The organism is Eggerthella sp. 1_3_56FAA (assembly GCF_000185625.1).
Classification (GTDB): domain Bacteria; phylum Actinomycetota; class Coriobacteriia; order Coriobacteriales; family Eggerthellaceae; genus Eggerthella; species Eggerthella lenta.
Genome location: NZ_GL622579.1, coordinates 533,343 through 553,939, shown reverse-complemented (window position 1 = coordinate 553,939; position 20,597 = coordinate 533,343). Strand labels below are relative to the sequence as shown.

Genomic DNA, 20,597 nt, shown 5'->3' with positions numbered 1-20,597 from the left:
GGCGATCATAATCACGACGTCGCGCCCCAGCCAAAGGCCATCCACCTCCACCACGTGGTGGACCTCGTCACAGACAGGAGCCACGGGCCACAGGTCCCAGAACTTATTCGTGAGATGCCGGAAGGTGCGTCCGGGCATGCCGAACTCGCCTTGGGTCTTTTTTCGAGAGCAGCCACCTCAGGAACAGCTCTAGCAGTTTAGGCTCGTTGTCGTAACGTTGCGTGGTGGATGCGCCGCATGCCTTGCAGCGCCAACGAGTCGCCCCCGACGAGGTCTTCCCGTTGCGTTTCGTGTCGCCCCCGCACGCAGGGCACAGTATCTTCTTCATCCCGTGATTGAACCACGGAATTTAAGAGGGCGGTTTACGGCCTCTGACCTGCGGTGTCAAGTCGAAAGCGGACACACATTCTTGCCAGGCACTTAAACCTGCCTCCGAAATTTAAACGATGGTTTATCGAGGGTTTGACCTGCCCTTACACCCCTAAAACGGACACACTTTCTTGCCTATAACCCTGATCTTGTGTGCGAGCAAGTATCGGGCTCTGCTCCTCGGATTCTCCGTTGCAGGGCTTATACTGAGGTAGGCGACAACACGTCGCTTATGATCGCAACGCTGACAACACGGTTGCATGCGTCGCAGTATGAGCCCTTCGGGGTGGAAAGCTAGGTTTGTATGTCTCAAGGTACGGTTAAGTGGTTCAGCTCTGAAAAAGGTTACGGCTTCATCTCCCAGGAGAACGGCGAAGACCTGTTCGTCCATTTCAGCGAGATTCAGGGCGACGGCTACAAGAGCCTCGACGAAAACGCCAAGGTGGAATTCGTGATCGCGTCCGGTTCCAACGGCAAGAGCCAGGCCACGCAGGTGTGCGTGCTCTAAAGCTCTGAACGCATGAACGAGCAAAAGCGGCCCTTAGGGGCCGCTTTTTTTGCATGCAAGGCCGGGCTCTGCGGATCACGCTTCGCCGCGCAGCTTCTTCTCGCAGTCATGGATGGTCTTGTCGTAGTTGTCGATCTTGAAGTTCAGGCGATCGAGGCCGGCCTGCATCTCGGCGATGCGCCGCTCCACGAGCGCGCGTTGCTCCTCGAGCAGCGTTTTGCGCGCTTCGAGAGTCGAATCGCCCTGGTCGTACAGCGCCATGTACTCGATGAGCGCCTCGATGGACACGCTGGCGGCCCGCATGCACTTCGCGAACTGCACGCGCGCGCAATCTTGCTCGCTGTAGTCGCGGATGCCGCTTGCCGTGCGGGTGACGTTCGGCAGCAGGCCGATGCGTTCGTAGTAGCGCAGCGTGTCGGCGGACAGGCCGTATTCCTTGCTCACTTCGGCGATCTTCATGGGAAGCTCCTTACCTCGTAGGTGCATTGAACCACATGGAGCCCGCTCCAAGTCAAGCGATGGCAGGCAAGTCGGTTCGGATTCGCGTGTTCCCTTGACTTGGAGTCCGCTCAAAGGACTAGGATGGGTTCGTCAGACTGGGCAAGGCGGGGGACGGCAGGATGCCGGACAAGCCTTCCGGCGAAAAGGAAGGATGCATCATGGACATGAAGGAGAGCTTGGGCCCTGCAGCGGTGTTTCCGCTGGGCGAGGAGAACGAGGCGTACGCGCAGTACTTCGTCGGCACGAGCTATCTGGCGCCGCTGACCGGGGCGGATGCGGGCGTGAGCGTGAGCAATGTGACGTTCGAGCCGGGATGTCGCAACAACTGGCACGTGCACCATGTCGGAGGCCAGATCCTGCTGGTCACGGGCGGGCGCGGCTACTACCAGGAATGGGGCCGGCCCGCGCGCGAGCTCAAGCCGGGCGATGCGGTGAGCATCCCGCCCGAAACGAAGCATTGGCACGGGGCGGCGTCGGACAGCTGGTTCTCGCACGTGGCCATCGCCGTGCCGGCCGAAGGCGCGTCGAACGAGTGGCTGGAGCCCGTTGCGGATGAGGAGTACGCCGCGCTGGCATAGCGCTCGCGGCTGCTCGCGGCTCGCGCCGATATAGGAGCTTTCTGCGATTGAAGAAGCCGTTTCGTCGCAAACGGCTTCTTCCGGTATCATAGACAAGTTGCGCCTGCGGGCGCAGCCATGCACCGAACCGCAAGCAGAAAGCGCGCACGCACCATGATCATGCAACTTGAACATATCTCGAAGTCGTTCGGAGGGCGCCAGCTCTTCCACGACGTGACGTTCCGCCTGGAGGAATACGAGCGCCTGGCGCTCGTGGGCCCGAACGGCGCCGGCAAGACCACTATGCTCAACATCATCTCGGGCGCCGAGGATCCCGACGAGGGTCGCGTGCTGTTCGCGAAGGGCGCGCGCGTGGGCTACCTCGAGCAGGAGGCCATCGAGATGGCCGACCAGCCCATCTTCGAGGAGGTCATGTCGTCTCAGGTTGAGGTGCTGGAGGCCGAGCGCCGTTTGCACAAGTTGGAAGCCGAGCTGGGCGAGGCTCCCACGCCGCAGCAGCTTGCCGCCGCCGGGCGCGCCCGCGACGCTTACGAGGTGCTGGGCGGCTACACCATCGAGGCGAAGGTGCGCAGCGTCATGTTCGGCCTGGGCTTCAAGGAGGGCGATCTCTCGCGCTGCACCACCGAGTTCTCGGGCGGCTGGCAGATGCGCATCGCGCTGGCGAAGCTGCTCATCCGCAACCCCGAGGTGCTGCTGCTCGACGAGCCCACCAACCACCTCGACCTGGAGAGCGTGAAGTGGCTCGAGGGATTTTTGCGCGGCTACGCCGGCACGGTCATCGTGGTCAGCCACGACCGCGCGTTCATGGACAACATGGTGGACCGCGTGGCCGAAGTGGACAACGGCCAGGTGAACCTGTACAAGGGCAACTACTCGGCCTACCTCAGGACGCGCGAGGAGCGTCTTGAGCGCTTGCGCGCCGAGGCGGCGAAGCAGGCCGAGGAGATCGCCCATATGGAGGCGTTCATCGAGAAGTTCCGCTACAAGGCCACGAAGTCCAAGCAGGTGCAGGATCGCGTGAAGAAGCTCGAGAAGATCAAGCGCGTCGAGCTTCCCGAGGAGAAGAAGACCGTCAAGTTCAACTTCAAGCAGCCCCCGCGCACGGGCGACGAGGTGGTGCGCGCCCGCGGCCTCGTGAAGCGCTACGGCGACAAGGCCGTGTACGACGGCTTCGACTTCACCATGTACCGCGGCGACAAGATCGCGCTCGTGGGGCCCAACGGCGCGGGCAAGTCGACGCTGCTCAAGATGATCGCGGGCGCCATCGAGCCCGATGCGGGCACCATCGAGTACGGCGTGCACGTGTCGAAGACCTACTACGCGCAGCACCAGCTGGAGGAGCTGCATCCCGGCAACACCGTGTTCGAAGAGCTCGACCGCGTGGCGCCGGGTTGGAGCGTCTCGCAGGTTCGCACGCTTCTGGGCGCGTTCCTGTTCACGGGCGATGCGGTGGACAAGAGGGTGAGCGTGCTGTCCGGCGGCGAGAAGAGCCGTCTCGCGCTGGCGAAGATGCTGGTGGCCCCGCGGCCGCTTCTGTGCCTCGACGAGCCGACGAACCACCTCGACATCGCCAGCGCCGACATCCTGGAGCAGGCGCTCAAGGTGTTCGAGGGCACGATACTCTTCATCACGCACGACCGCCACCTCATCCGCGGGGTGGCGAACCGCATCGTGGAGATCGAGCCCGGGCGCGCGACGAACTACGACGGCGACTACGACTACTACCTGTTCAAGAGCGGACAGCTGGACGGCGACGGCCCTAGCGGCCCGTCGCTTGTGGACGAGATGCTGGACGAAGGCCCCAAGGCGAAAGCGGCGGGGAAGGCCAAGGACGCCAAGGGTGCGAAAGGGAAGGCGGATGCGAAGACTTCGGCTGCGGCGAGCGGGCCCCAAGCCGAGCTCACGGCGCCGCGCGCGAGCTCGCCCAAGACCAAGGAGCAGAAGCGCCGCGAGGCCGAGGCGCGCAACCGCGCCTACGCCGCGCTCAAGAACCATCGCAAGCGAATCGCCGAGCTGGACAAGCAGATGGAGCGCGACAACGCGCGCATGGCCGAGCTGCTGGAGCTCATGGCCGACCCCGCCTTCTACATCAACGAGGACGCCTCGTCGGACGCCGTGGCCGAGCACGCCAAGCTCAAGCAGCGCCTGACCGCCGCCGAGGAGGAGTGGTTCCTGCTCACCGAGGAGCTGGAGGAAGAGATGGCGAGGCAGGCGGAGCAGCTGTGACGCGGCTTTTGAACATCGTGCTGGTGGAGCCGGAGATCCCGCAGAACACCGGCAACATCGCGCGCACGTGCGCCTGCACGGGAGCGCGGCTGCACCTCGTAGAGCCCATGGGATTTCGCCTGACGCAGAAGAACCTCGCGCGTGCGGGCTGCGACTACTGGGATGAGGTGGACATCGTGCGCTGGCCGTGCGCCGAGGCGTTCTTCGAGGCTCATGCGGCCGACGAGCTGCACCTGTTCACCGGGCAGGCCTGTCGAGGGTTCGGCGACGTGGCGTACGGGGAGGGATCCTTCCTCGTGTTCGGCCGCGAGAGCCGGGGCCTGCCCCTCGGCCTCATCGAGGCGTACGCGAACCGCTGCGTGCGCATCCCCATGCGCGAGGGCCTGCGCAGCCTCAACCTGTCCAACGCCGTGGCGGTGGCCGCCTACGAGGCCCTGCGCCAGCAAGGGTGGCCGGGACTGGGGTAGGAGCTGCAGGTTGACCCAGCCGTCCAAGCGGGCATTTTCGCGCTTTAGCAAGATAAAGCGCGCGGAGGACGTGGAACGCGTGTATACTTGACCGCATTGTCTGCGTCACGTATCAAGGAGGTCGTTCCCATGGCTCGAGTGTACAACTTCTCCGCCGGTCCCGCCGTTCTGCCCGAGGAGGTGCTGCGCGAAGCCGCTGACGAGATGCTCGACTACCGCGGTTGCGGCATGTCCGTCATGGAGATGAGCCATCGCTCCAAGCCCTTCGCCGCCATCATGGAGGCCGCCGAGCAGGACATCCGCGACCTCATGGACATTCCCGACAACTACCGCGTGCTGTTCCTACAGGGCGGCGCGTCCACGCAGTTCGCGATGATCCCCATGAACCTCATGAAGAACAAGGTGGCCGACTACATCGTCAGCGGCTCGTGGTCGAAGAAGGCGTTCAAGGAAGCGAAGATCTTCGGCGATGCCCGCTGCGTCGCCTCCTCCGAGGACGAGAACTTCAGCTACGTGCCCGACGTGCGCGCCCTCCAGCTGTCCGACGACGCCGACTACGTCTACATCTGCCAGAACGAGACCATCTACGGCACCGTGTACCACGAGCTGCCCAACACGAACGGAAAACCGCTGGTGGCCGACGTGTCGTCGTGCTTCCTGTCCGAGCCCATGGACGTGTCGAAGTACGGCCTCATCTACGGCGGCGTTCAGAAGAACGTGGGCCCGGCCGGCGTGACTATCGTCATCATCCGCGACGACCTCGTGTCCGAGCCTTTGCCCGGCACGCCCACCATGCTGCGCTACGACACGCATGTCGACGCGAAGAGCCTGTACAACACCCCGCCTGCGTACGGCATCTACATGTGCGGCAAGGTGTTCCAGTGGCTGAAGGCCCAGGGCGGCCTCGAGGCCATGAAAGAGCGCAACGTTGAGAAGGCGCAGCTTCTGTATGACTTCCTCGACCAGAGCGCGCTGTTCAAGGGCACCGCGCGCAAAGAGGACCGCTCCATCATGAACGTGCCGTTCGTCACCGGAAGCGACGAGCTGGACGCGAAGTTCGTCGCCGAAGCGAAGAAGGTCGGCATCGAGAGCATCAAGGGCCACCGCAGCGTGGGCGGCATGCGCGCCAGCATCTACAACGCCATGCCCCGCGAAGGCGTCGAGGCCCTCGTGAAGTTCATGGGCGAGTTCGAGCGCGAGAACGCGTAGGCGGCGCGAACCGCCTGCGATCGACGAAGCGCCCGGCCGTCGGCCGGGCGCTTCTCATTGGGGCGATGGTGGACCGGGGCTCCTAGTACGCGCTCCAGCCGCCGTCGATGGTGAGGGTCTCGCCGTTGATGAAGCCGGCCTGGTCGGAGGCCAGGAACACCGCGGCGGCGGAAATCTCCTCGGGGGTGCCGGAGCGGGTGGCGCCGGCGTAGCCGGTCGTCGCCTTCGCCATGCCGCGCTCGCTGGGCTGGCGCATCCCGACGCCGATGTTGGTCTGCGTGTTGCCGGGGCAGATGGCGTTGCAGCGGATGCCGGTGTCGGCGTACATGAACGCCACGTTCTTCGTCAGGCCCACCACGGCGAATTTCGAGGCCGTGTAGGCGCAGCCTCCTCGTCCGGCGCACAGGCCCGACAGCGACGCGGTGTTGATGATGACGCCGCCTTCGCCGCGCTCCATGAAGTAGCGGACGGCTTTGCGCGTGCCGTACATGACGCTGTTCAGGTTCACCTTCATGAGACGCTCCCATACGTCGTCGTCCATCTCGGCGATGGGCAGCAGGTTGTCCATGATGCCGGCGTTGTTCACGATGATGTCCATCTGCCCGAACGTCTGGACGGCGCGGTCGACCATGCCCTCCACGTCGTCTCGGTTCGACACGTCCACCTTGACGACGTCCAGCTTGTCTCCGTACTCGGCCAGCTCCTGCTTGAGCGCGGCGAGAGCCTCCTCGTTGAGGTCGGCGGCCAGACAGCTTGCGCCCGCCTCCAGGAAGCGTTGGACGATGCTCTTGCCGATGCCGGAAGCGCCTCCGGTGATGACGGCGGTCTGACCTGCGAGAACGGGGTTGTGGCGTGCTTCTGACATGGCGATGGCTCCTTTTCGCGATCGGGAAATCATGCACGAAGCGTACCATGCGCGCCGGGTCGCGCTGAACCGGTTCCGCGGCGAAAGGCCTGTTCGGCGCTGAACGCGGGGCTCGCGCGACACGAGCGGCGCGAAAACGTTTTCCAGCGGCGCTGGCGCCGGGCATCTTCGCTCCAAAAACACGCCTCAGCGACTGAGGCGTGTTTTTGGAGCGAAGATGCGTTTCCGCATGCCGAGTCCGGCTTCGCGGCGTTCGCTCCTTGTGAAGTTTCCCTCCCGGCGCACGTCGCCCTCTGCGGTTGCGGTAGACTGATCGCACTATGATTTCGATACCCTACCTCATATGCTCCATTCTGAGCTTCGTGCCCGCCATCGTGTGCCACGAGGCGTGCCACGGCTTCGCCGCCTACAAGCTGGGCGATCCCACGGCTAAGCGCGCGGGACGGCTGTCGTTCAACCCGCTCAAGCACATCGACCCCTTCGGCACGGTGATCATGCCGCTTCTGCTCATGGCCATGAACATGCCCGTGTTCGGCTACGCGAAGCCGGTGCCGTACAATCCCGCTTACTTCAAGGACCCGCGCAAGGGCGACCTCATCGTGGGCCTCGCCGGGCCTGCGGCCAACCTCGTGCTGGCCGTCCTGGGCGCAGTCGTGTACACGCTCGTCATGCTCGTGCTGCCGGTGAGCGCGCTGGCGCAGAACGACGTCTTCTACTACTTCCTCACGTTGTTCCTTCCCATGTTTTCGCTCATCAACCTGTACCTCATGTTCTTCAACCTGCTGCCCATCCCGCCGCTGGACGGCTCGTCCATCTTCGCGTTCTTCCTGCCGCAGAAGTATCTGCCGCAGTATTACAAAGTGCAGCGCTACGCGATGCCGGTGTTCCTCATCGTGGTGCTCCTCGTGCCGTACGTGCTGCATTTCAATCCTATCGGCATCTATCTGGACGCGACGGCCGGCAACGTGTTCGACCTGCTGTTCTCCTTTGGCAGGTAGCAGGGCGGCTCCATGTCGTACAAGGTTCGCATAGACAGCTTCGAGGGGCCGTTCGACCTTTTGCTGTACCTGGTCAGCCGGCAGAAGGTGGATATCGGCGCTATCTCCATCACGCAGATCGCCGACCAGTACCTTGCCGAGGTGTCGCGCATGGACAACCTCGATCTCGACGTGGCAAGCGACTTTCTGTTGGTGGCTTCCACGCTGCTGGAGATCAAGGCCGAAAGCCTGCTGCCGCGCGAGCGCGACGCGGTGGCCGAAGAGTTCGAGGAGCTGGCGCCCAGCGAGGCGCGCGACATCCTCGTTGAGCGTCTGCTGGCCTACAAGCAGTACAAGAACGCTGCCAGCGCGCTGCACATGCGCTTCGTGTCCGAGGGACGCATGCATCCGCGCCCGTTCGGGCCCGACGCGTGCTTCCTGAACCTCATGCCTGACTACCTGAAGGACGTCACGATGGACGGCCTGGCGCTGCTGGCCGCCCGCGCCTTCGCGCGCCGCGACGTGTTCCTGCTGGAATCGGAGCACATCGCTGCGAAGCCCATCCCCGTGGAGGTGCACGTGCGTGCCATCCACCAGCGCATCCAGAACAAGAAGACGCTGCGCTTCTCGGAACTGGTGGACGAGCGCACGCCGGTGCCGGTGGTGGTGGTGACGTTCCTGGCTGTGCTCGAGCTGTACAAGCGCGCCATGGTGAAGATCGAGCAGGCCGAGCTGTTCGGCGATATCGACATACGCTACATCGAAGGGTCGGGCGAGCTCGTGCTCACGGGCGATGACTCGCTGACCTCGGTGGAGGAGGGGTAGGATCCATGTTCCAAGGCTTGCAGGACAACCAGCTGAAGGGCGCGATCGAAGCCATGCTGTTCGTCACGGACGAGCCGGTGGGCACCATCGCGTTGGCCGACATGCTGGAGGTAGAGCCTGGCCAGGCGGAACGCGCGCTCGTGGAGCTGCGGGATCAGCTGGAAGGCGAGAACCGCGGCATCCAGTTGCGCGAGGTGGCCGGCGGCTGGCGGCTGTACACGCACCCCGCCTACCACGAGCTCATCGAGCGCTACGTGCTGTCGTGGGACACGCGCAAGCTGTCGCAGGCGGCCATGGAGACGCTCGCCATCGTTGCGTACCTGCAGCCGGTGACGCGCTCGGGCGTGGCCTCGGTGCGCGGCGTGAACTCCGACAGCTCCATCAACTCGCTCGTTGAGAAGGGGCTCGTGCGCGAGGCGGGCGTAGCCGACGCGCCTGGCAACCCCACGCTCTACGCCACCACGCGCGCGTTCTTGGAGAAGTTCGGCCTGCGCTCGACGGCCGACCTGCCCGACCTCGACCAGTTCGCGCCCGACGACGACACGCGCGCGTTCATACGCGAGCGCCTGAGCGCAACGCGCGAGGACGCGTTTGTCGCCGATGACGCGCGCCTGGACGGCGATGAGGCCGATCCTCTGGACGGCGTGCGCTTCGAGCTGGACGACGAAGGACCGGGGAGCATCGCGGAAAGTCCGCGCGAGGAAGCGGCCTCCGACGCGGCTCAGCAGATGCTCGCCGAGGCTATGGCCAGCGGGTTCGGGCTCGTGGAGAAGATCGACTTCGACAAGCTGACGTTCGAGACGGACGATGAGTAGGCTTTCCGCGCTCGGCGCCGGCGGCGGTGCCCAGTCGCTCAGACAGTCCTCGCTTCGCTGCGGAACTCGCTTGGTGGGCACCGCCGCCGGCGCCGAGCGCCGTGCGTCTTGCGTCGTCGTCTCGAACGACGGGTTTCCGAAGATCGGAGGCGGGAGGTGAGCGACATGGGAGAGGTATCCGATTGCGAGAGCCGCATCGTTCCCATGCGGTTGCAGAAGTTCCTTGCTCGGGCGGGGGCGGCTAGCCGGCGGGGGTCGGAGAACCTTATGACGGCGGGGCGCGTGACCGTGAACGGCAAGGTGGTGACCGAGCTGGGAAGCAAGGTGGATCCGCTCGTGGACGAGGTGGCGGTGGACGGCGCGGTCGTGCGCTTGGCCGACGGGCCCGTCACCATCATGCTGCACAAGCCGGCCGGGTTCGTCACCACCATGTCCGATCCGCAGGGACGGCGTACCGTGGCCGAGCTCGTGCCGACCGAGCGCTATCCGGGGCTGTTCCCCATCGGGCGGCTGGACTTCGATACGACGGGCCTGCTGCTGTTCTCCACCGACGGCGAGCTGGGCAACGGCCTGCTGCATCCGAAGCATCATGTGACGAAGCGCTACCTGGCCTGCGTCGAGGGTCGTCCGACCGAGCGCGATCTGGCGCTTCTGCGGCGCGGCATCGAGCTGGACGACGGCCCGACGCAGCCGGCCGACGTGCGCGTGGTGGAGGGCGGGGCGGCTCGCCATGCCGAGCGTCTGCTGGAGATCCCCGCCGCCGTGCCGCCGCGCTCCTCGAAGGAGTATGCGGCCGTGTGCGAAGGGCGCGCGACGCGGCGCTCCATCGTGCGCTTGGGCATCCGCGAGGGCCGTAAGCGCCAGGTGAAGCGCATGCTGGCCGCCGTCGGCCATCCGGTGCTGGCGCTTCATCGCGATTCGTTCGGCCCGCTCGAGCTGGGCGATCTGCCGCGCGGGGCGTGGCGCGCGCTCGATGCCGAAGAAGTGGCGGCGCTCCACCAGGCCATCGGACGTGCCGAATAATGCTAGAATGAAACCCGCAGGAGACCGCGCAGCGGGAGCCTGCGGAACACGGAATGAACCCCTATGCTAGAAAGGCGCTCCCGTTTCATGGCACACCAGCATACAACGCAACCTGATCAGGCGTTTCGCCGTATAGCGGTGGTAGGTTTCGGACTGGTGGGCGCCTCGTTCGCCGCCGCTGTGCGCGCGGCGTATCCCGACACGCGAGTGCTGGCTGTCGACATCGACGAACGCACGCTGGCCGAAGCCGTCGAGCGCGGCTGGGCCACGGACGGCGCGCTGCCGGACGATCCTGCGTTCGAACGCTTCGTCGGCGACGGCTGCGACCTCGTGGTGCTCGCCACGCCCGTCGGCGCGGCGGAGCGCTACTTCGAAGACCTCGCGCGGTGGGACTATCGCGGCATCGTCACGGACACCGCCTCCACGAAGGCGCGCATCACGGCTTTGGCCGAGCGCGTCCTGCCGCATCCCGAGAACTTCGTGCCCGGGCATCCCATGGCCGGCTCCGAGGTGAACGGCATCGAAGGCGCGCGACCCGACCTGTTCAAGGGCGCGCACTGGATCCTCTGTCCTGACGCCGACACGCCCGCCGAGCACTTCCCGCGCCTGCACGAGCTGGTCACCTCCATCGGCGCGCGCGTCATCGCGCTGCCGCGCGAGGACCACGACGAGGCGGTGGCCGTGGTCAGCCACGTGCCGCATATTATGGCGTCCTCGCTCGTGCAGCTGGCCAGCCGCCACGCCGACGACCAGCAGGCGCTCATGCGCCTGGCCGCCGGAGGCTTCAAGGACTCCACGCGCATCGCGGCCGGTTCGCCCGAGCTGTGGTGCGGCATCGCCTTCGACAACAAGGACGCGCTGTCCGACGGGCTCGACGAGATCCAGGGCATCATCGGCGCGTTCGCCGACGCGCTGGCATCCGACGACCGCGCGTCGCTCACTACGCTTTTGGCCGACGCGGCGGCCGCGCGCCGCGCGCTGCCGGCCGCCTGGGTGCCCTCGACGGAGCGTCTGCTGGAAGTGCGCATCCCCATGGAGGACCGTCCGGGCGTCGTGGCCGAGGTAACCACCGTCACCAGCTCGGTGGGGTGCAACATCCAGTCCATCGAGATCGACCACGTCACGGAGGACAGCGCCGTGCTCAGCCTCGTGCTTACCGACGAGGGCGATATCGGCCAGCTGTCAGCCCAGCTCATCAACGCAGGATTTTCAGTATCGTTCAGTCCCTTGACGGCAAAGGAGCATACCCATGTCGCATGAAGCAAACGCCACCGTCGTCAACCCGCTGCCGGCGCCCCTGCGCGGCTCGGCCTCGGTCCCGGGCGACAAGTCCATATCGCACCGCGCCGTGCTGTTCGCCGCCATGGCCGAGGGCACCTCGCGACTTTCGGGCGTGCTCGACTCCGAGGACGTGCGCTCGTCCATCAGGGCCGTAGGCCAGCTGGGCGCGCAGGTGTCGCTCGAGAAGCAGCCCGACGGCAGCTTGGCGGGAGGCGTCACGGGGTGGGGCGCCGCCGGCCCCTCGCAGCCCGAGGCTCCCATCGACTGCGGCAACTCCGGCACCACGGTGCGCCTGCTCATGGGCGTGCTGGCGCCGTGGAGCGTGCGCGTGGAGCTGACGGGCGACGACTCGCTGCAGCGCCGTCCCATGCGCCGCATCACCGCGCCGCTCATGAAGATGGGCGCGCGCTTCGAGCCCGAAGGGCGCGAGACGCTGCCGCTCACGGTGTGCGGCTCCGAGGGCCTGCGCGCGATAACCTACGACGCCCCCATGGCGTCGGCCCAGCTCAAAACCGCGGTGCTGCTGGCCGGCGTGTATGCGCGGGGCACGACGACGCTCAACGAGCCCTCGCCCTCGCGCAACCATACCGAGCTCATGCTGCCCGAATTCGGCGTGACCACCACAGCGGCCGACCGCACGGCCAGCGTGACGGGTCCCGCTGCGCTACGGGCCTGCGAGGTGCAGGTGCCGGGCGATCCGTCTTCGGCGGCGTTCCTCGTCTGCGCTGCCGTGTTGAAGCCCGACAGCTCCATCCAGGTGGAGAACGTCAGCTTGAACACCGCGCGCATCGGGTTCACGCGCACGCTCGAGCGCATGGGCGCCGATATCAGCGTGCGTCACACGGGAGCGGCGGGCAAGGAGCCCTACGGCATCGTTTCGGCGTGCTACACGCCGAACCTGCATGGGTGCGAGGTGCCGGCCGACAAGATCGCCACCATCGTCGACGAAGTGCCGGTGTTGGCGCTCGTGGCGGCTCACGCGCGCGGCGTCACCGTGTTCCGCGAGGTCAGCGAGTTGCGCGTGAAAGAGACCGACCGCCTGGCCGCCATCGTGGAGGGGCTTGAGACTCTCGGCGTGGACGCGTGGATCGACGGCAACGACCTGTTCGTGGAAGGCCAGCCGGGCTTGCAAGTGCCCGTCGGCGCCGCATTCGACTCGAAGAACGACCACCGTCTGGCCATGACCTGGGCGCTCGCCGGCCTGTGCGGCAACGCTCCCGTCGAAGTGGAGAACTTCGACTCCGTGAAAATCAGCTATCCGCAGTTCCTCACCGATATCGAAAGGTTGGCACGATGATCATTGCCATCGACGGCCCCAGCGGGGCCGGCAAGTCCACGGTCGCGAAGGCCGTCGCCCGCGAGCTGGGCTTCTCCTGCCTCGACACGGGCGCGATGTACCGCGCCGTCGCCTGGCGGGCGTTGCAGGACGGGGTTCCCTTCGACGACGACGAAGCGCTCGGCCGCCTCGCGCGCGCCCACGACATCGCCTTCGCGCACGAGGAGGGCGAGCCGGTTCCGCGCCGCGTTTCCATCGGCGGCATCGACGTGACCGATGCCATCCGCACGGCCGAGATCGACCGCGCCGTGAGCCCCGTGTCGGCCGCGCCCTCCGTGCGCGCGGCGCTCGTTGAGCAGCAGCAGCGCATCGGCCGCGCGGGCGATTACGTGGTGGAGGGCCGCGACATCGGCACCACCGTGTTCCCCGAGGCTCCGGTGAAGGTGTTCCTCACCGCATCGGCTGAGGAGCGCGCGCATCGCCGCGTGCGCCAGAACGTCGACCGCGGCGTGGGCTCCGTCGACTACGACGAGGTGCTCACCGACATCCGCCGTCGCGACGATCAGGACTCCTCGCGCGCCACCTCGCCTTTGCGCCCGGCCGACGATGCCGTGCGCCTGGATTCCACCGGCCGCTACATCGAAGAGGTCATCGAGGACATTTGCGCGCTCGCCCGCGAGAAGGGCGCGCGATGAGCCTGTTCCTCCCGTACGAGAAGATGTGGGACATGCCGCTGGGCGGCACGTCCGACGAGAAGCAGGTGCCGCACTGGGCCGGCAACCTCATCTGGGGCTTCTTGGCTTTCGTGTTCAAGATCTGCTTCCGCTACCGGGTCGACCACCGCGAGAGTTTGCGCGGTTTCAAGGACAAGACCGGGGTGGTGGTCGTCGGCAACCATACGTCGTTCCTCGACGTGGCGTTTATGTACCTGGCCGGACGGCCCTCGCAGTGGGTGCGCTTCCTCGGGCGCGAGAACCTGTTCGGCAACGCGCACGGCCTGGTGGGCCAGGTGCTGTCGCGCGTGGGCGCGTTTCCCATCAAGCGCGACGCGGCCGACCGCACCGCCATCAAGCGCGCCACGCGCATGCTAAAGAGCAACGAGATCGTGGGCATCATGCCCGAGGGAACCCGTCGCGGCAAAAGCGATCGCACGCCTGAACTGCACTCGGGAGCCGCGTTCATCGCGAAGATGGGGCACGCGCCCATCCTTCCCATGACCGTGCGCAACGCCGAGCACGTGAAGCACAAGGGCGAGCGCTTCCGTTTCCCGAAGATCACCATCGAGTACGGCGACCCCGTCCTCGTCGAGGACTTCGACTTCCTGCCGAAGGAAGACCGCTTGGACGGCTGCTCGTGGTACGCCATGCGCGAGTGCTTCGCGCTGTCGCTGAACGTGCCGCGCGAGCAGGTGGACATGCCGGCGCTGTTCCCCGGCGGCAAGGACTTCACGGCCGTGTTCGCCGAGCACCCCGTCCCGCATCATACGACGGCCGAGGTCGTCGCCGGCATCGAGGCCAAGGCGGCTGCGAAGGCGGCGAAGGCGGCGAAGGTTCAGGAGATCGCATGAGGGTGGTGAAGGCCCGCTACGCCGGGGCGTGCTACGGCGTGCAGCGCGCGCTCGACATGGCAGTCGAGGCCAGCGCCAGCGGCGAGGGCGCATCCACGTTGGGCCCGCTCATCCACAACCCGCAGGTGGTGGCCGAGCTGGCGGCGCGCGGCATCCGCGCGGTCGACGGCCCCGAGAACGTCGAGCGCGGCTCGGTGATCATCCGCAGTCACGGCGTGACCCCCGCGGTGCGCCGCGCGGTGGAAGAACGCGAGCTGCCCCTCATCGACGCCACGTGCCCGCACGTCGCTCGCGCACAGAAGGCCGCCGCCGAGCTTGCACGCCGCTGCGGCTGCGTCGTGGTGGTGGGGGAGGAGGGCCATCCCGAGGTGGAAGGCCTTGTGGCCTACGCGCGCGAAGCGGGGGGCGAGGTGTTCGTGGTCGCCGCCCCGGGCGACCTGCCTGCGAGCATCGAGGCGCCGGTGGGCATCGTCGTGCAGACGACGCAAACCCGCGAGGCGCTGGACGCGGTGGTCGAGGCGCTCGCCGCGCGCGGCATCCGGCCCGAGGTGAAGAACACCATCTGCTTCGCTACGCGCCAGCGCCAGGAATCGGCCGCGGCGCTCGCTGACGAGGTGGACGCCATCGTGGTCATCGGCGGCCGCAACTCGTCGAACACCACGCGCCTGGCCGACATCTGCGCCGCCGCGTGCCCGCGCACCCACCACGTGGAGGCGCCCGAGGAGCTGGATCCCTCCTGGTTCGTCGGCTGCGAGAGCGTCGGCGTCACCGCCGGAGCCTCCACTCCCGAAGACCAGATAGCCGCCATCGTGGAGCGTCTGGAGGCGCTGTGAGCGCGGATGCCGGAGCGCGTCCGATGCCGCCGGTGTACCCGTCGGGCGATATCGATCGCGAGGCGGCGGCCAGGCAGCGCGGCGGCTGCGGCGCGCTGCGCGAGGCGCCGCGGGCTCTCGTGATCGCCGTCGCGCCCGACAGCCCGGCCGACGATGCGGGGTTCGAGCCTGGATGCTACGTGACCACGGTGGACGGCAGGCCCGTGCGCGACCTCATCGACTGGCGCTGGCTTGCGGCCGACGACGTCATGGAGCTGGGCTACGTCGATCTCGACGGCGACGAGGGCGTCGTGGAACTGGAGCGCGAGGAGGGCGAGGACTGGGGCTTCGAGTTCGAAGGCGTCGTGTTCGACGGCGTGAGGCAATGCCGCAACGCCTGCACGTTCTGCTTCATGCGCCAGCTGCCCGACGATATGCGCTCCTCGCTCACCTTGCGCGACGACGATTTCCGCCTGAGCTTTCTCGCGGGCACCTTCGTCACGTTCACCAACCTGAAGCCCGAAGACGAACGGCGCATCGTCGAGCAGCGCATATCGCCTCTGCGCCTGTCGCTGCACGTGGCGGATCCGGAGGTGCGCCGACGCATGATCGGCAAGCACGCGCAGCACGGCGTCGACGTGCTGGAGCGGCTGCTGGAAGCGGGCATCGAGTTCCACGCCCAGATCGTGCTCGTGCCCGACCAGAACGACGGCGCCGTGCTGGAAGACACGCTTGCCTGGGCGTACGCGCGCCCCGGCATTCTCGACGTGTGCATCGTGCCGCTGGGATTCACGAAGCACCAGAGCGTCTTCGACCGCAGCTTCAACGACCCCGTGTCGTCGCGCGCGGTGATGGACCTCGTCATTGCGTTCCAACGGCGCGCTCTGGCCGAGCGCGGCAGCATGTGGGCCTTCCCGGCCGACGAGTTCTACCATAACGCCTACGGACCCGAGCTGATGCGGAACCTGCCGCCGTCGGAGCACTACGGCGACTTCGGCATGTTCGAGGACGGCGTGGGCATCATCCGCTCGTTCGTTGACGACTGGAAAAGGGCAGAGCGCGCGGGGCTCGTCGAGCGTTGCGCCGCGGCTCTGCGCGCCGCCGACGCGCGCGTCCACTACGTGGCCGGCTGCGCGACGCGCCACTTCCTGGGCCCGCTCATCGATGCGAGCCCGCTCAAGGGGCTGCTGATCCCGCTGTTCGTGAAGAACGAGTTCTTCGGCGGCAACGTGGACGTGACGGGACTTCTGTGCGGCTGCGACATGGCCGATGCCGTGCGTGCCGAGCGCGAGCGCGGCTTGCAGCTGGCGCTCATCCCGCGCGTCGTGTTCAACGACGACGCGGTAACGCTCGATGACATGAGTTTGGAGGATATGGAAAAGCGGGCGGGCGCGCGCATGTCCGTGGTATCCTGTAACGCATCGGATTATCTCCTCGAGATCATCCACCTGGTCGGACGAACCGATCCGACCTCCTGACCGCACCAACCGAAGCAATCTGCGAGGTAGCAATATGCCTTTACCCATCGTCGCGGTGGTCGGACGGCCGAACGTCGGCAAGTCCACCTTCGTCAACCGCATAGCCCAGGCCGACGAGGCCATCGTCCACGAGATGCGCGGCGTCACGCGCGACCGCTCCTATCATGAGGCCGACTGGAACGGCGTCGATTTCAAGCTCATCGATACCGGCGGCATCGAGATGGGCGATGACGACGCCTTCCAAGGCTCCATACGCAATCAAGCGCTGGCCGGCGCGAACGAGGCGGACGTCATCCTGTTCCTCGTGGACGGCAAGACCGGGGTCAACGCCGACGACGAGGCCGTTGCGCGCATCCTGCGCAAGACGTCCAAGCCCGTGTTCCTCGTGGTGAACAAGCTGGACACCCCGAACCGCATGGACGAGGTGTGGGAGTTCTACCAGCTGGGCCTGGGCGATCCGTGGCCGGTCTCGGCCATGCACGGCCACGGGACGGGCGACCTCTTGGACGAGGTCGTGAACGAGCTGAAGAAGGTGGACCTGCCCGCCGACGCCGACGAGGAAGACGGCATCAACGTGGCCATCATCGGCCGCCCGAACGCCGGCAAGTCGTCGCTCACGAACAAGCTCACCGCCAACGACCGCTCCATCGTCTCCGACGTGGCGGGCACCACGCGCGACGCCATCGACACCCATATCGTCCACGACGGCCAGCGCTACACCATCGTGGATACCGCGGGTCTGCGCCGCAAGAGCCAGATCGACGAGGACGTGGAGTACTACGGCTTCGTGCGCGCCATGCGAGCCATCGACCGCGCCAACGTTGCGCTGCTGGTCATAGACTCCACGCTGGGCCTCACCGATCAGGATCAACGCGTCGCCGGTTTCGCGGCCGAGCGCGGCTGCGCCATGGTCATCGTGCTGAACAAATGGGATCTCATCGAGGGGCCTGAGGCGAAGGCCGAGATCCGCGAGCGCATCGCCGACCGTCTCACGTTCGTAGGCTATGCTCCGGTCATCGCCATCTCGGCGCTCACGGGCAAGAAGGTCGATCGCATCTGGGACGCCGTGAACGCGGCCTATGAGAACTACAGTCAGACCATCCCCACGAACCGCCTGAACACGTGGCTCGCAGGCATCCGAGAGTTCGGCCACACGGTGAGCAAGGGCAAGGCGGTGCTGCGCATGAAGTACGTCACGCAGACGGCTACGTGTCCGCCGCAATTCACGTTCTTCGCGAACCGCCCCGACCTCGTGGACGACAACTTCGAGCGCTACCTCGAGAACCGCTTGCGCGAGAACTTCGAGCTCGTGGGTACGCCCATCAGGATCAAGTTCAAGAAGAAGGATTAGGGGTCATGGGGGATTTGCTGGTTGCGGCCGGCCTGTTCGTCGCCGCGTTTCTGTTGGGATCCATTCCCTTCGGGCTGATCATCTCGAAGGTGTTCTACCATACCGACCTGCGCGAGCACGGCAGCGGCAACATCGGCACCACCAACGCTATCCGCACGATGGGTAAGGTGGGCGGCTACGCCGTGTTCGTGCTGGACTTCGGCAAGGGCCTGCTATCGGGCGTATTGGCTTGGGCGTTCAGCATGCAGTTCCTGCCGGGCGGCGGCCTTGAGCCCGGCGCGCTCGTCACGTACGACACCATGCTGGCCGTGGCGTTCCTCGGCTGTGTGTGGGGCCATATCTTCTGCCCGTGGCTTGGCTTCAAGGGCGGCAAGGGGATCGCGGTGGCCGTGGGCTGCCTGTTCGTGACGTTCGGCTGGATCGGCGCCTGCCTCGAGCTGCTCATCTTCATCGTGCTCGTCGTGGCGACGAAGCGCGTGTCCGTCGGCTCCATCGCGGCGGCTGCGGCCTGCCCGTTCTTCGCGTTATACTTCTTCTGGGGCGATTGGCTGGCCTGGCTGTTCTGCACCGTTGCCGGCCTGACCGTGGTCTGGGCGCACCGCGAGAACATCAAGCGTCTGCGAGCCGGCACCGAAAGCAGGATCGGCGACAAGGGCAAGAAGAAGGAAGCGTAGGGAACTCACATGAAGATCGCGGTTATCGGGGCGGGGTCGTGGGGGACGGCACTCGCGCAGCTGCTGGCATGCAACGGCAACGAGGTGGGGCTGTGGGCCCGCAAGCCCGAGGTGGTGGAGGCCGTCAACGCCTCGCATGCGAACCCGCGCTACCTGAGCGAGGTGGAGCTTTCCCCGCGCATCGTGGCCACGACCTCCTACGAGGAGGCCTTGGCGGGCGCGCAGGCCGCCGTCATCGTGACGCCGTCGAGCGTCATGCGCGACGTGGCCGGCGTGCTGGCCGAGGCGGTGGACGACGATTTCCCGGTGATCATCTGCTCGAAGGGCGTCGAGGAGGGAAGCGGCCTGCTGCCCGTGGAGGTGTTCGAGGCCGAGATGGGCAACGCGAGCCGCCTGGCCGTGCTGTCGGGGCCGAACTTCGCCGCGGAGGTTATCCGGGGCATCCCGTCGGGCACCGTCATCGCCGGCTCCAACGAGGAGACTGCGGCGTTCTTCCAGCAGCTGTTCGCGTCCGAGACGTTCCGCACCTACGTCAGCGACGACGTGTGCGGCGTGGAGCTGTGCGCGGCGTTCAAGAACGTAATAGCCATCGCCGTGGGCGTGTCCTACGGCCTGGGGTACGGCGACAACACGGCTGCCATGCTCATGACGCGCGGCTTGGCCGAGATGAGCCGCCTCGTCGTGCGCTGCGGCGGGCAGGCCATCACCTGCATGGGGCTGGCCGGCACGGGCGACCTCGTGGCCACGTGCACCTCCGGGCATTCGCGCAACCGTCGTTTCGGCAAGCTTCTGGCCGAAGGCGGCACGCTCGAGGAGTTCGCCGCGCAGACGCACATGGTCGCCGAAGGGGCGCTCGCGTGCAAGACGCTCAAGACCCTGGCGGACTGCTACGACGTGGAGCTTCCCATCACCGACGTCGTGCGCAGCATCGCCTGGGAGGGCGCCGACCCTCACGATGTGGCCAAGACCCTCACCAGCCGTCCGCTCACCACCGAGTTCTACGGGCTCTAGCGCGTCAATCCACACCGAGGCAACAAGGCGTTGACCGGGGGTTCACCGAACGCGCGAGCGTATTGTCGCACGGCCGCAGCGCGGGTACTCTAGTCCTTGCCAACCGAAAGAGCGGCTTTGACAATCTATCCGAGTGCCCGTCGTCTCGTCTCTCGTGTGAACCCCCCCTCTCTCACTCTCTCTCAAACCTTCGACGGGCCGTGAGCATGCGCACCTTCCCCCTTCTCCTCTGTGCGCACTGCATAGCCTCCCTCGGGTCCCCCCAACCCAAGGGAGGCTTTTTTACGCCCGCTCTTCGGCTTCCAAGTACTTCGACGCGTCCACGCCGAGCTTCGCCAGCTTCACGGCGCCGACCCATGGGGCGCCCGCGGAAGCGACGAGGCCCGGCTTGTAGGCGAGCATCGTCACGGTAGCATCGGCGGCGAACGTCGGCCGCGCCGCGGCTCCGGTTTGCGCCGAGAGGCCGCTGGGGACGTCTGCCGCCACGGCGAACGGGGCGTCCTTGGCCTTCGCAGGCAGCGAGCGCCGCGGCCGTTCGTGCTCGCCTCGCTCGTGCGTGCGCTTGCGATGCCGCCCGCGGCCCTTGCCGCGCTTCCCCTCGAAGCGCCGGCGGTTGGCGGCCCGTATCCAGCCGGCGTACGGCTCGCGTACCTCGCCGCCGGAGAAACCGGTGCCCAGCAGCGCGTCCACCACGGCCTCGGCTTCGTCGACGGCATCGGCCAGCACGTCGGCGTCGGGTGCGATGAGCACGGACAGCGGAAGGCCGTCCTCGGCGGCTCGGGCG

The 20,597-nt window shown here is 66.5% G+C and carries 21 protein-coding genes and 1 pseudogene; 18 read left to right on the top strand and 4 right to left on the bottom strand.

The window, feature by feature from the left end; genetic code table 11:
* Positions 1-328: pseudogene (locus HMPREF1023_RS15130) on the bottom strand (IS256 family transposase); the annotation flags it as partial.
* 345 nt (positions 329-673) lie between these two features.
* On the opposite strand from HMPREF1023_RS15130, the gene HMPREF1023_RS02385 reads away from it, so the two are divergent.
* The gene (locus HMPREF1023_RS02385) at positions 674-877 is read left to right on the top strand and encodes a cold-shock protein (RefSeq protein WP_009304552.1); all 204 of its coding nucleotides are present in this window, start codon (positions 674-676) and stop codon (positions 875-877) included.
* 75 nt (positions 878-952) lie between these two features.
* Here the strand turns inward: HMPREF1023_RS02385 and HMPREF1023_RS02380 are convergent, their stop codons facing one another.
* Positions 953-1,336: a MerR family transcriptional regulator gene (locus HMPREF1023_RS02380; protein ID WP_009304551.1), complete on the bottom strand. Its 384-nt coding sequence runs from the start codon at positions 1,334-1,336 to the stop codon at positions 953-955.
* Between the two features lie 200 nt (positions 1,337-1,536).
* Here HMPREF1023_RS02380 and HMPREF1023_RS02375 point away from each other — a divergent pair, with 200 nt between their 5' ends.
* The 4 genes from HMPREF1023_RS02375 to serC all read left to right on the top strand — a co-directional run bounded on the left by HMPREF1023_RS02375 (position 1,537) and on the right by serC (position 5,858).
* Positions 1,537-1,956, top strand: coding sequence for a cupin domain-containing protein (locus tag HMPREF1023_RS02375; protein ID WP_175282514.1), 420 nt, complete (start codon positions 1,537-1,539; stop codon positions 1,954-1,956).
* 153 nt (positions 1,957-2,109) lie between these two features.
* Positions 2,110-4,182, top strand: coding sequence for an ABC-F family ATP-binding cassette domain-containing protein (locus tag HMPREF1023_RS02370; RefSeq protein WP_009304549.1), 2,073 nt, complete (start codon positions 2,110-2,112; stop codon positions 4,180-4,182).
* Positions 4,179-4,649 carry a tRNA (cytidine(34)-2'-O)-methyltransferase gene (locus HMPREF1023_RS02365; RefSeq protein ID WP_009304548.1) on the top strand — a complete coding sequence of 157 codons (471 nt, stop codon included), beginning with the start codon at positions 4,179-4,181 and terminating at the stop codon, positions 4,647-4,649. Before HMPREF1023_RS02370 ends, HMPREF1023_RS02365 begins: the two co-directional genes overlap by 4 nt.
* A 129-nt stretch (positions 4,650-4,778) precedes the next feature.
* Positions 4,779-5,858 carry a 3-phosphoserine/phosphohydroxythreonine transaminase gene (gene serC, locus HMPREF1023_RS02360; RefSeq protein ID WP_009304547.1) on the top strand — a complete coding sequence of 360 codons (1,080 nt, stop codon included), beginning with the start codon at positions 4,779-4,781 and terminating at the stop codon, positions 5,856-5,858.
* Between the two features lie 82 nt (positions 5,859-5,940).
* Here serC and HMPREF1023_RS02355 read toward each other — a convergent pair whose 3' ends face one another.
* Positions 5,941-6,723 (bottom strand): glucose 1-dehydrogenase, encoded by a 783-nt coding sequence (locus HMPREF1023_RS02355; RefSeq protein ID WP_009304546.1) that lies wholly within the window; start codon positions 6,721-6,723, stop codon positions 5,941-5,943.
* Positions 6,724-7,043: 320 nt separating this feature from the next.
* Here HMPREF1023_RS02355 and HMPREF1023_RS02350 point away from each other — a divergent pair, with 320 nt between their 5' ends.
* The 13 genes from HMPREF1023_RS02350 to HMPREF1023_RS02290 all read left to right on the top strand — a co-directional run bounded on the left by HMPREF1023_RS02350 (position 7,044) and on the right by HMPREF1023_RS02290 (position 19,813).
* Positions 7,044-7,721 carry a site-2 protease family protein gene (locus HMPREF1023_RS02350; RefSeq protein WP_009304545.1) on the top strand — a complete coding sequence of 226 codons (678 nt, stop codon included), beginning with the start codon at positions 7,044-7,046 and terminating at the stop codon, positions 7,719-7,721.
* A 12-nt stretch (positions 7,722-7,733) separates the two neighbouring features.
* Positions 7,734-8,525, top strand: a complete 792-nt coding sequence (locus tag HMPREF1023_RS02345) for a ScpA family protein (protein ID WP_009304544.1) — start codon at positions 7,734-7,736, stop codon at positions 8,523-8,525.
* A 5-nt stretch (positions 8,526-8,530) separates the two neighbouring features.
* Complete coding sequence (scpB, locus tag HMPREF1023_RS02340) at positions 8,531-9,340, top strand: SMC-Scp complex subunit ScpB (protein ID WP_009304543.1); 810 nt, start codon at positions 8,531-8,533, stop codon at positions 9,338-9,340.
* Positions 9,341-9,505: 165 nt separating this feature from the next.
* Positions 9,506-10,363: a pseudouridine synthase gene (locus HMPREF1023_RS02335; protein WP_009304542.1), complete on the top strand. Its 858-nt coding sequence runs from the start codon at positions 9,506-9,508 to the stop codon at positions 10,361-10,363.
* A gap of 87 nt (positions 10,364-10,450) precedes the next feature.
* Complete coding sequence (locus tag HMPREF1023_RS02330) at positions 10,451-11,623, top strand: prephenate dehydrogenase/arogenate dehydrogenase family protein (protein ID WP_050784802.1); 1,173 nt, start codon at positions 10,451-10,453, stop codon at positions 11,621-11,623.
* Positions 11,613-12,941 carry a 3-phosphoshikimate 1-carboxyvinyltransferase gene (gene aroA / locus HMPREF1023_RS02325; protein ID WP_009304540.1) on the top strand — a complete coding sequence of 443 codons (1,329 nt, stop codon included), beginning with the start codon at positions 11,613-11,615 and terminating at the stop codon, positions 12,939-12,941. Before HMPREF1023_RS02330 ends, aroA begins: the two co-directional genes overlap by 11 nt.
* The gene (cmk, locus tag HMPREF1023_RS02320) at positions 12,938-13,615 is read left to right on the top strand and encodes a (d)CMP kinase (RefSeq protein WP_009304539.1); all 678 of its coding nucleotides are present in this window, start codon (positions 12,938-12,940) and stop codon (positions 13,613-13,615) included. Before aroA ends, cmk begins: the two co-directional genes overlap by 4 nt.
* Positions 13,612-14,487, top strand: a complete 876-nt coding sequence (locus tag HMPREF1023_RS02315) for a 1-acyl-sn-glycerol-3-phosphate acyltransferase (protein WP_009304538.1) — start codon at positions 13,612-13,614, stop codon at positions 14,485-14,487. The genes cmk and HMPREF1023_RS02315 overlap by 4 nt, the downstream gene beginning before the upstream one ends.
* Positions 14,484-15,320: a 4-hydroxy-3-methylbut-2-enyl diphosphate reductase gene (gene ispH, locus HMPREF1023_RS02310; protein WP_009304537.1), complete on the top strand. Its 837-nt coding sequence runs from the start codon at positions 14,484-14,486 to the stop codon at positions 15,318-15,320. The genes HMPREF1023_RS02315 and ispH overlap by 4 nt, the downstream gene beginning before the upstream one ends.
* Positions 15,321-15,343: 23 nt before the next feature.
* Positions 15,344-16,777, top strand: a complete 1,434-nt coding sequence (locus HMPREF1023_RS02305; RefSeq protein ID WP_009304536.1) for a DUF512 domain-containing protein — start codon at positions 15,344-15,346, stop codon at positions 16,775-16,777.
* 34 nt (positions 16,778-16,811) lie between these two features.
* Positions 16,812-18,128, top strand: coding sequence for a ribosome biogenesis GTPase Der (gene der, locus HMPREF1023_RS02300; protein WP_009304535.1), 1,317 nt, complete (start codon positions 16,812-16,814; stop codon positions 18,126-18,128).
* 5 nt (positions 18,129-18,133) lie between these two features.
* A complete protein-coding gene (gene plsY / locus HMPREF1023_RS02295) occupies positions 18,134-18,802 on the top strand; it encodes a glycerol-3-phosphate 1-O-acyltransferase PlsY (protein ID WP_009304534.1) in 669 nt (222 codons plus the stop codon).
* Positions 18,803-18,811: 9 nt separating this feature from the next.
* The gene (locus tag HMPREF1023_RS02290) at positions 18,812-19,813 is read left to right on the top strand and encodes an NAD(P)H-dependent glycerol-3-phosphate dehydrogenase (RefSeq protein ID WP_009304533.1); all 1,002 of its coding nucleotides are present in this window, start codon (positions 18,812-18,814) and stop codon (positions 19,811-19,813) included.
* A 282-nt stretch (positions 19,814-20,095) separates the two neighbouring features.
* On the opposite strand, the gene HMPREF1023_RS02285 is transcribed toward HMPREF1023_RS02290, so the two are convergent.
* Positions 20,096-20,597, bottom strand: a 502-nt coding sequence (locus tag HMPREF1023_RS02285) for an NAD(P)H-hydrate epimerase (protein WP_304411927.1), incomplete at its 5' end; no start/stop codon positions are given.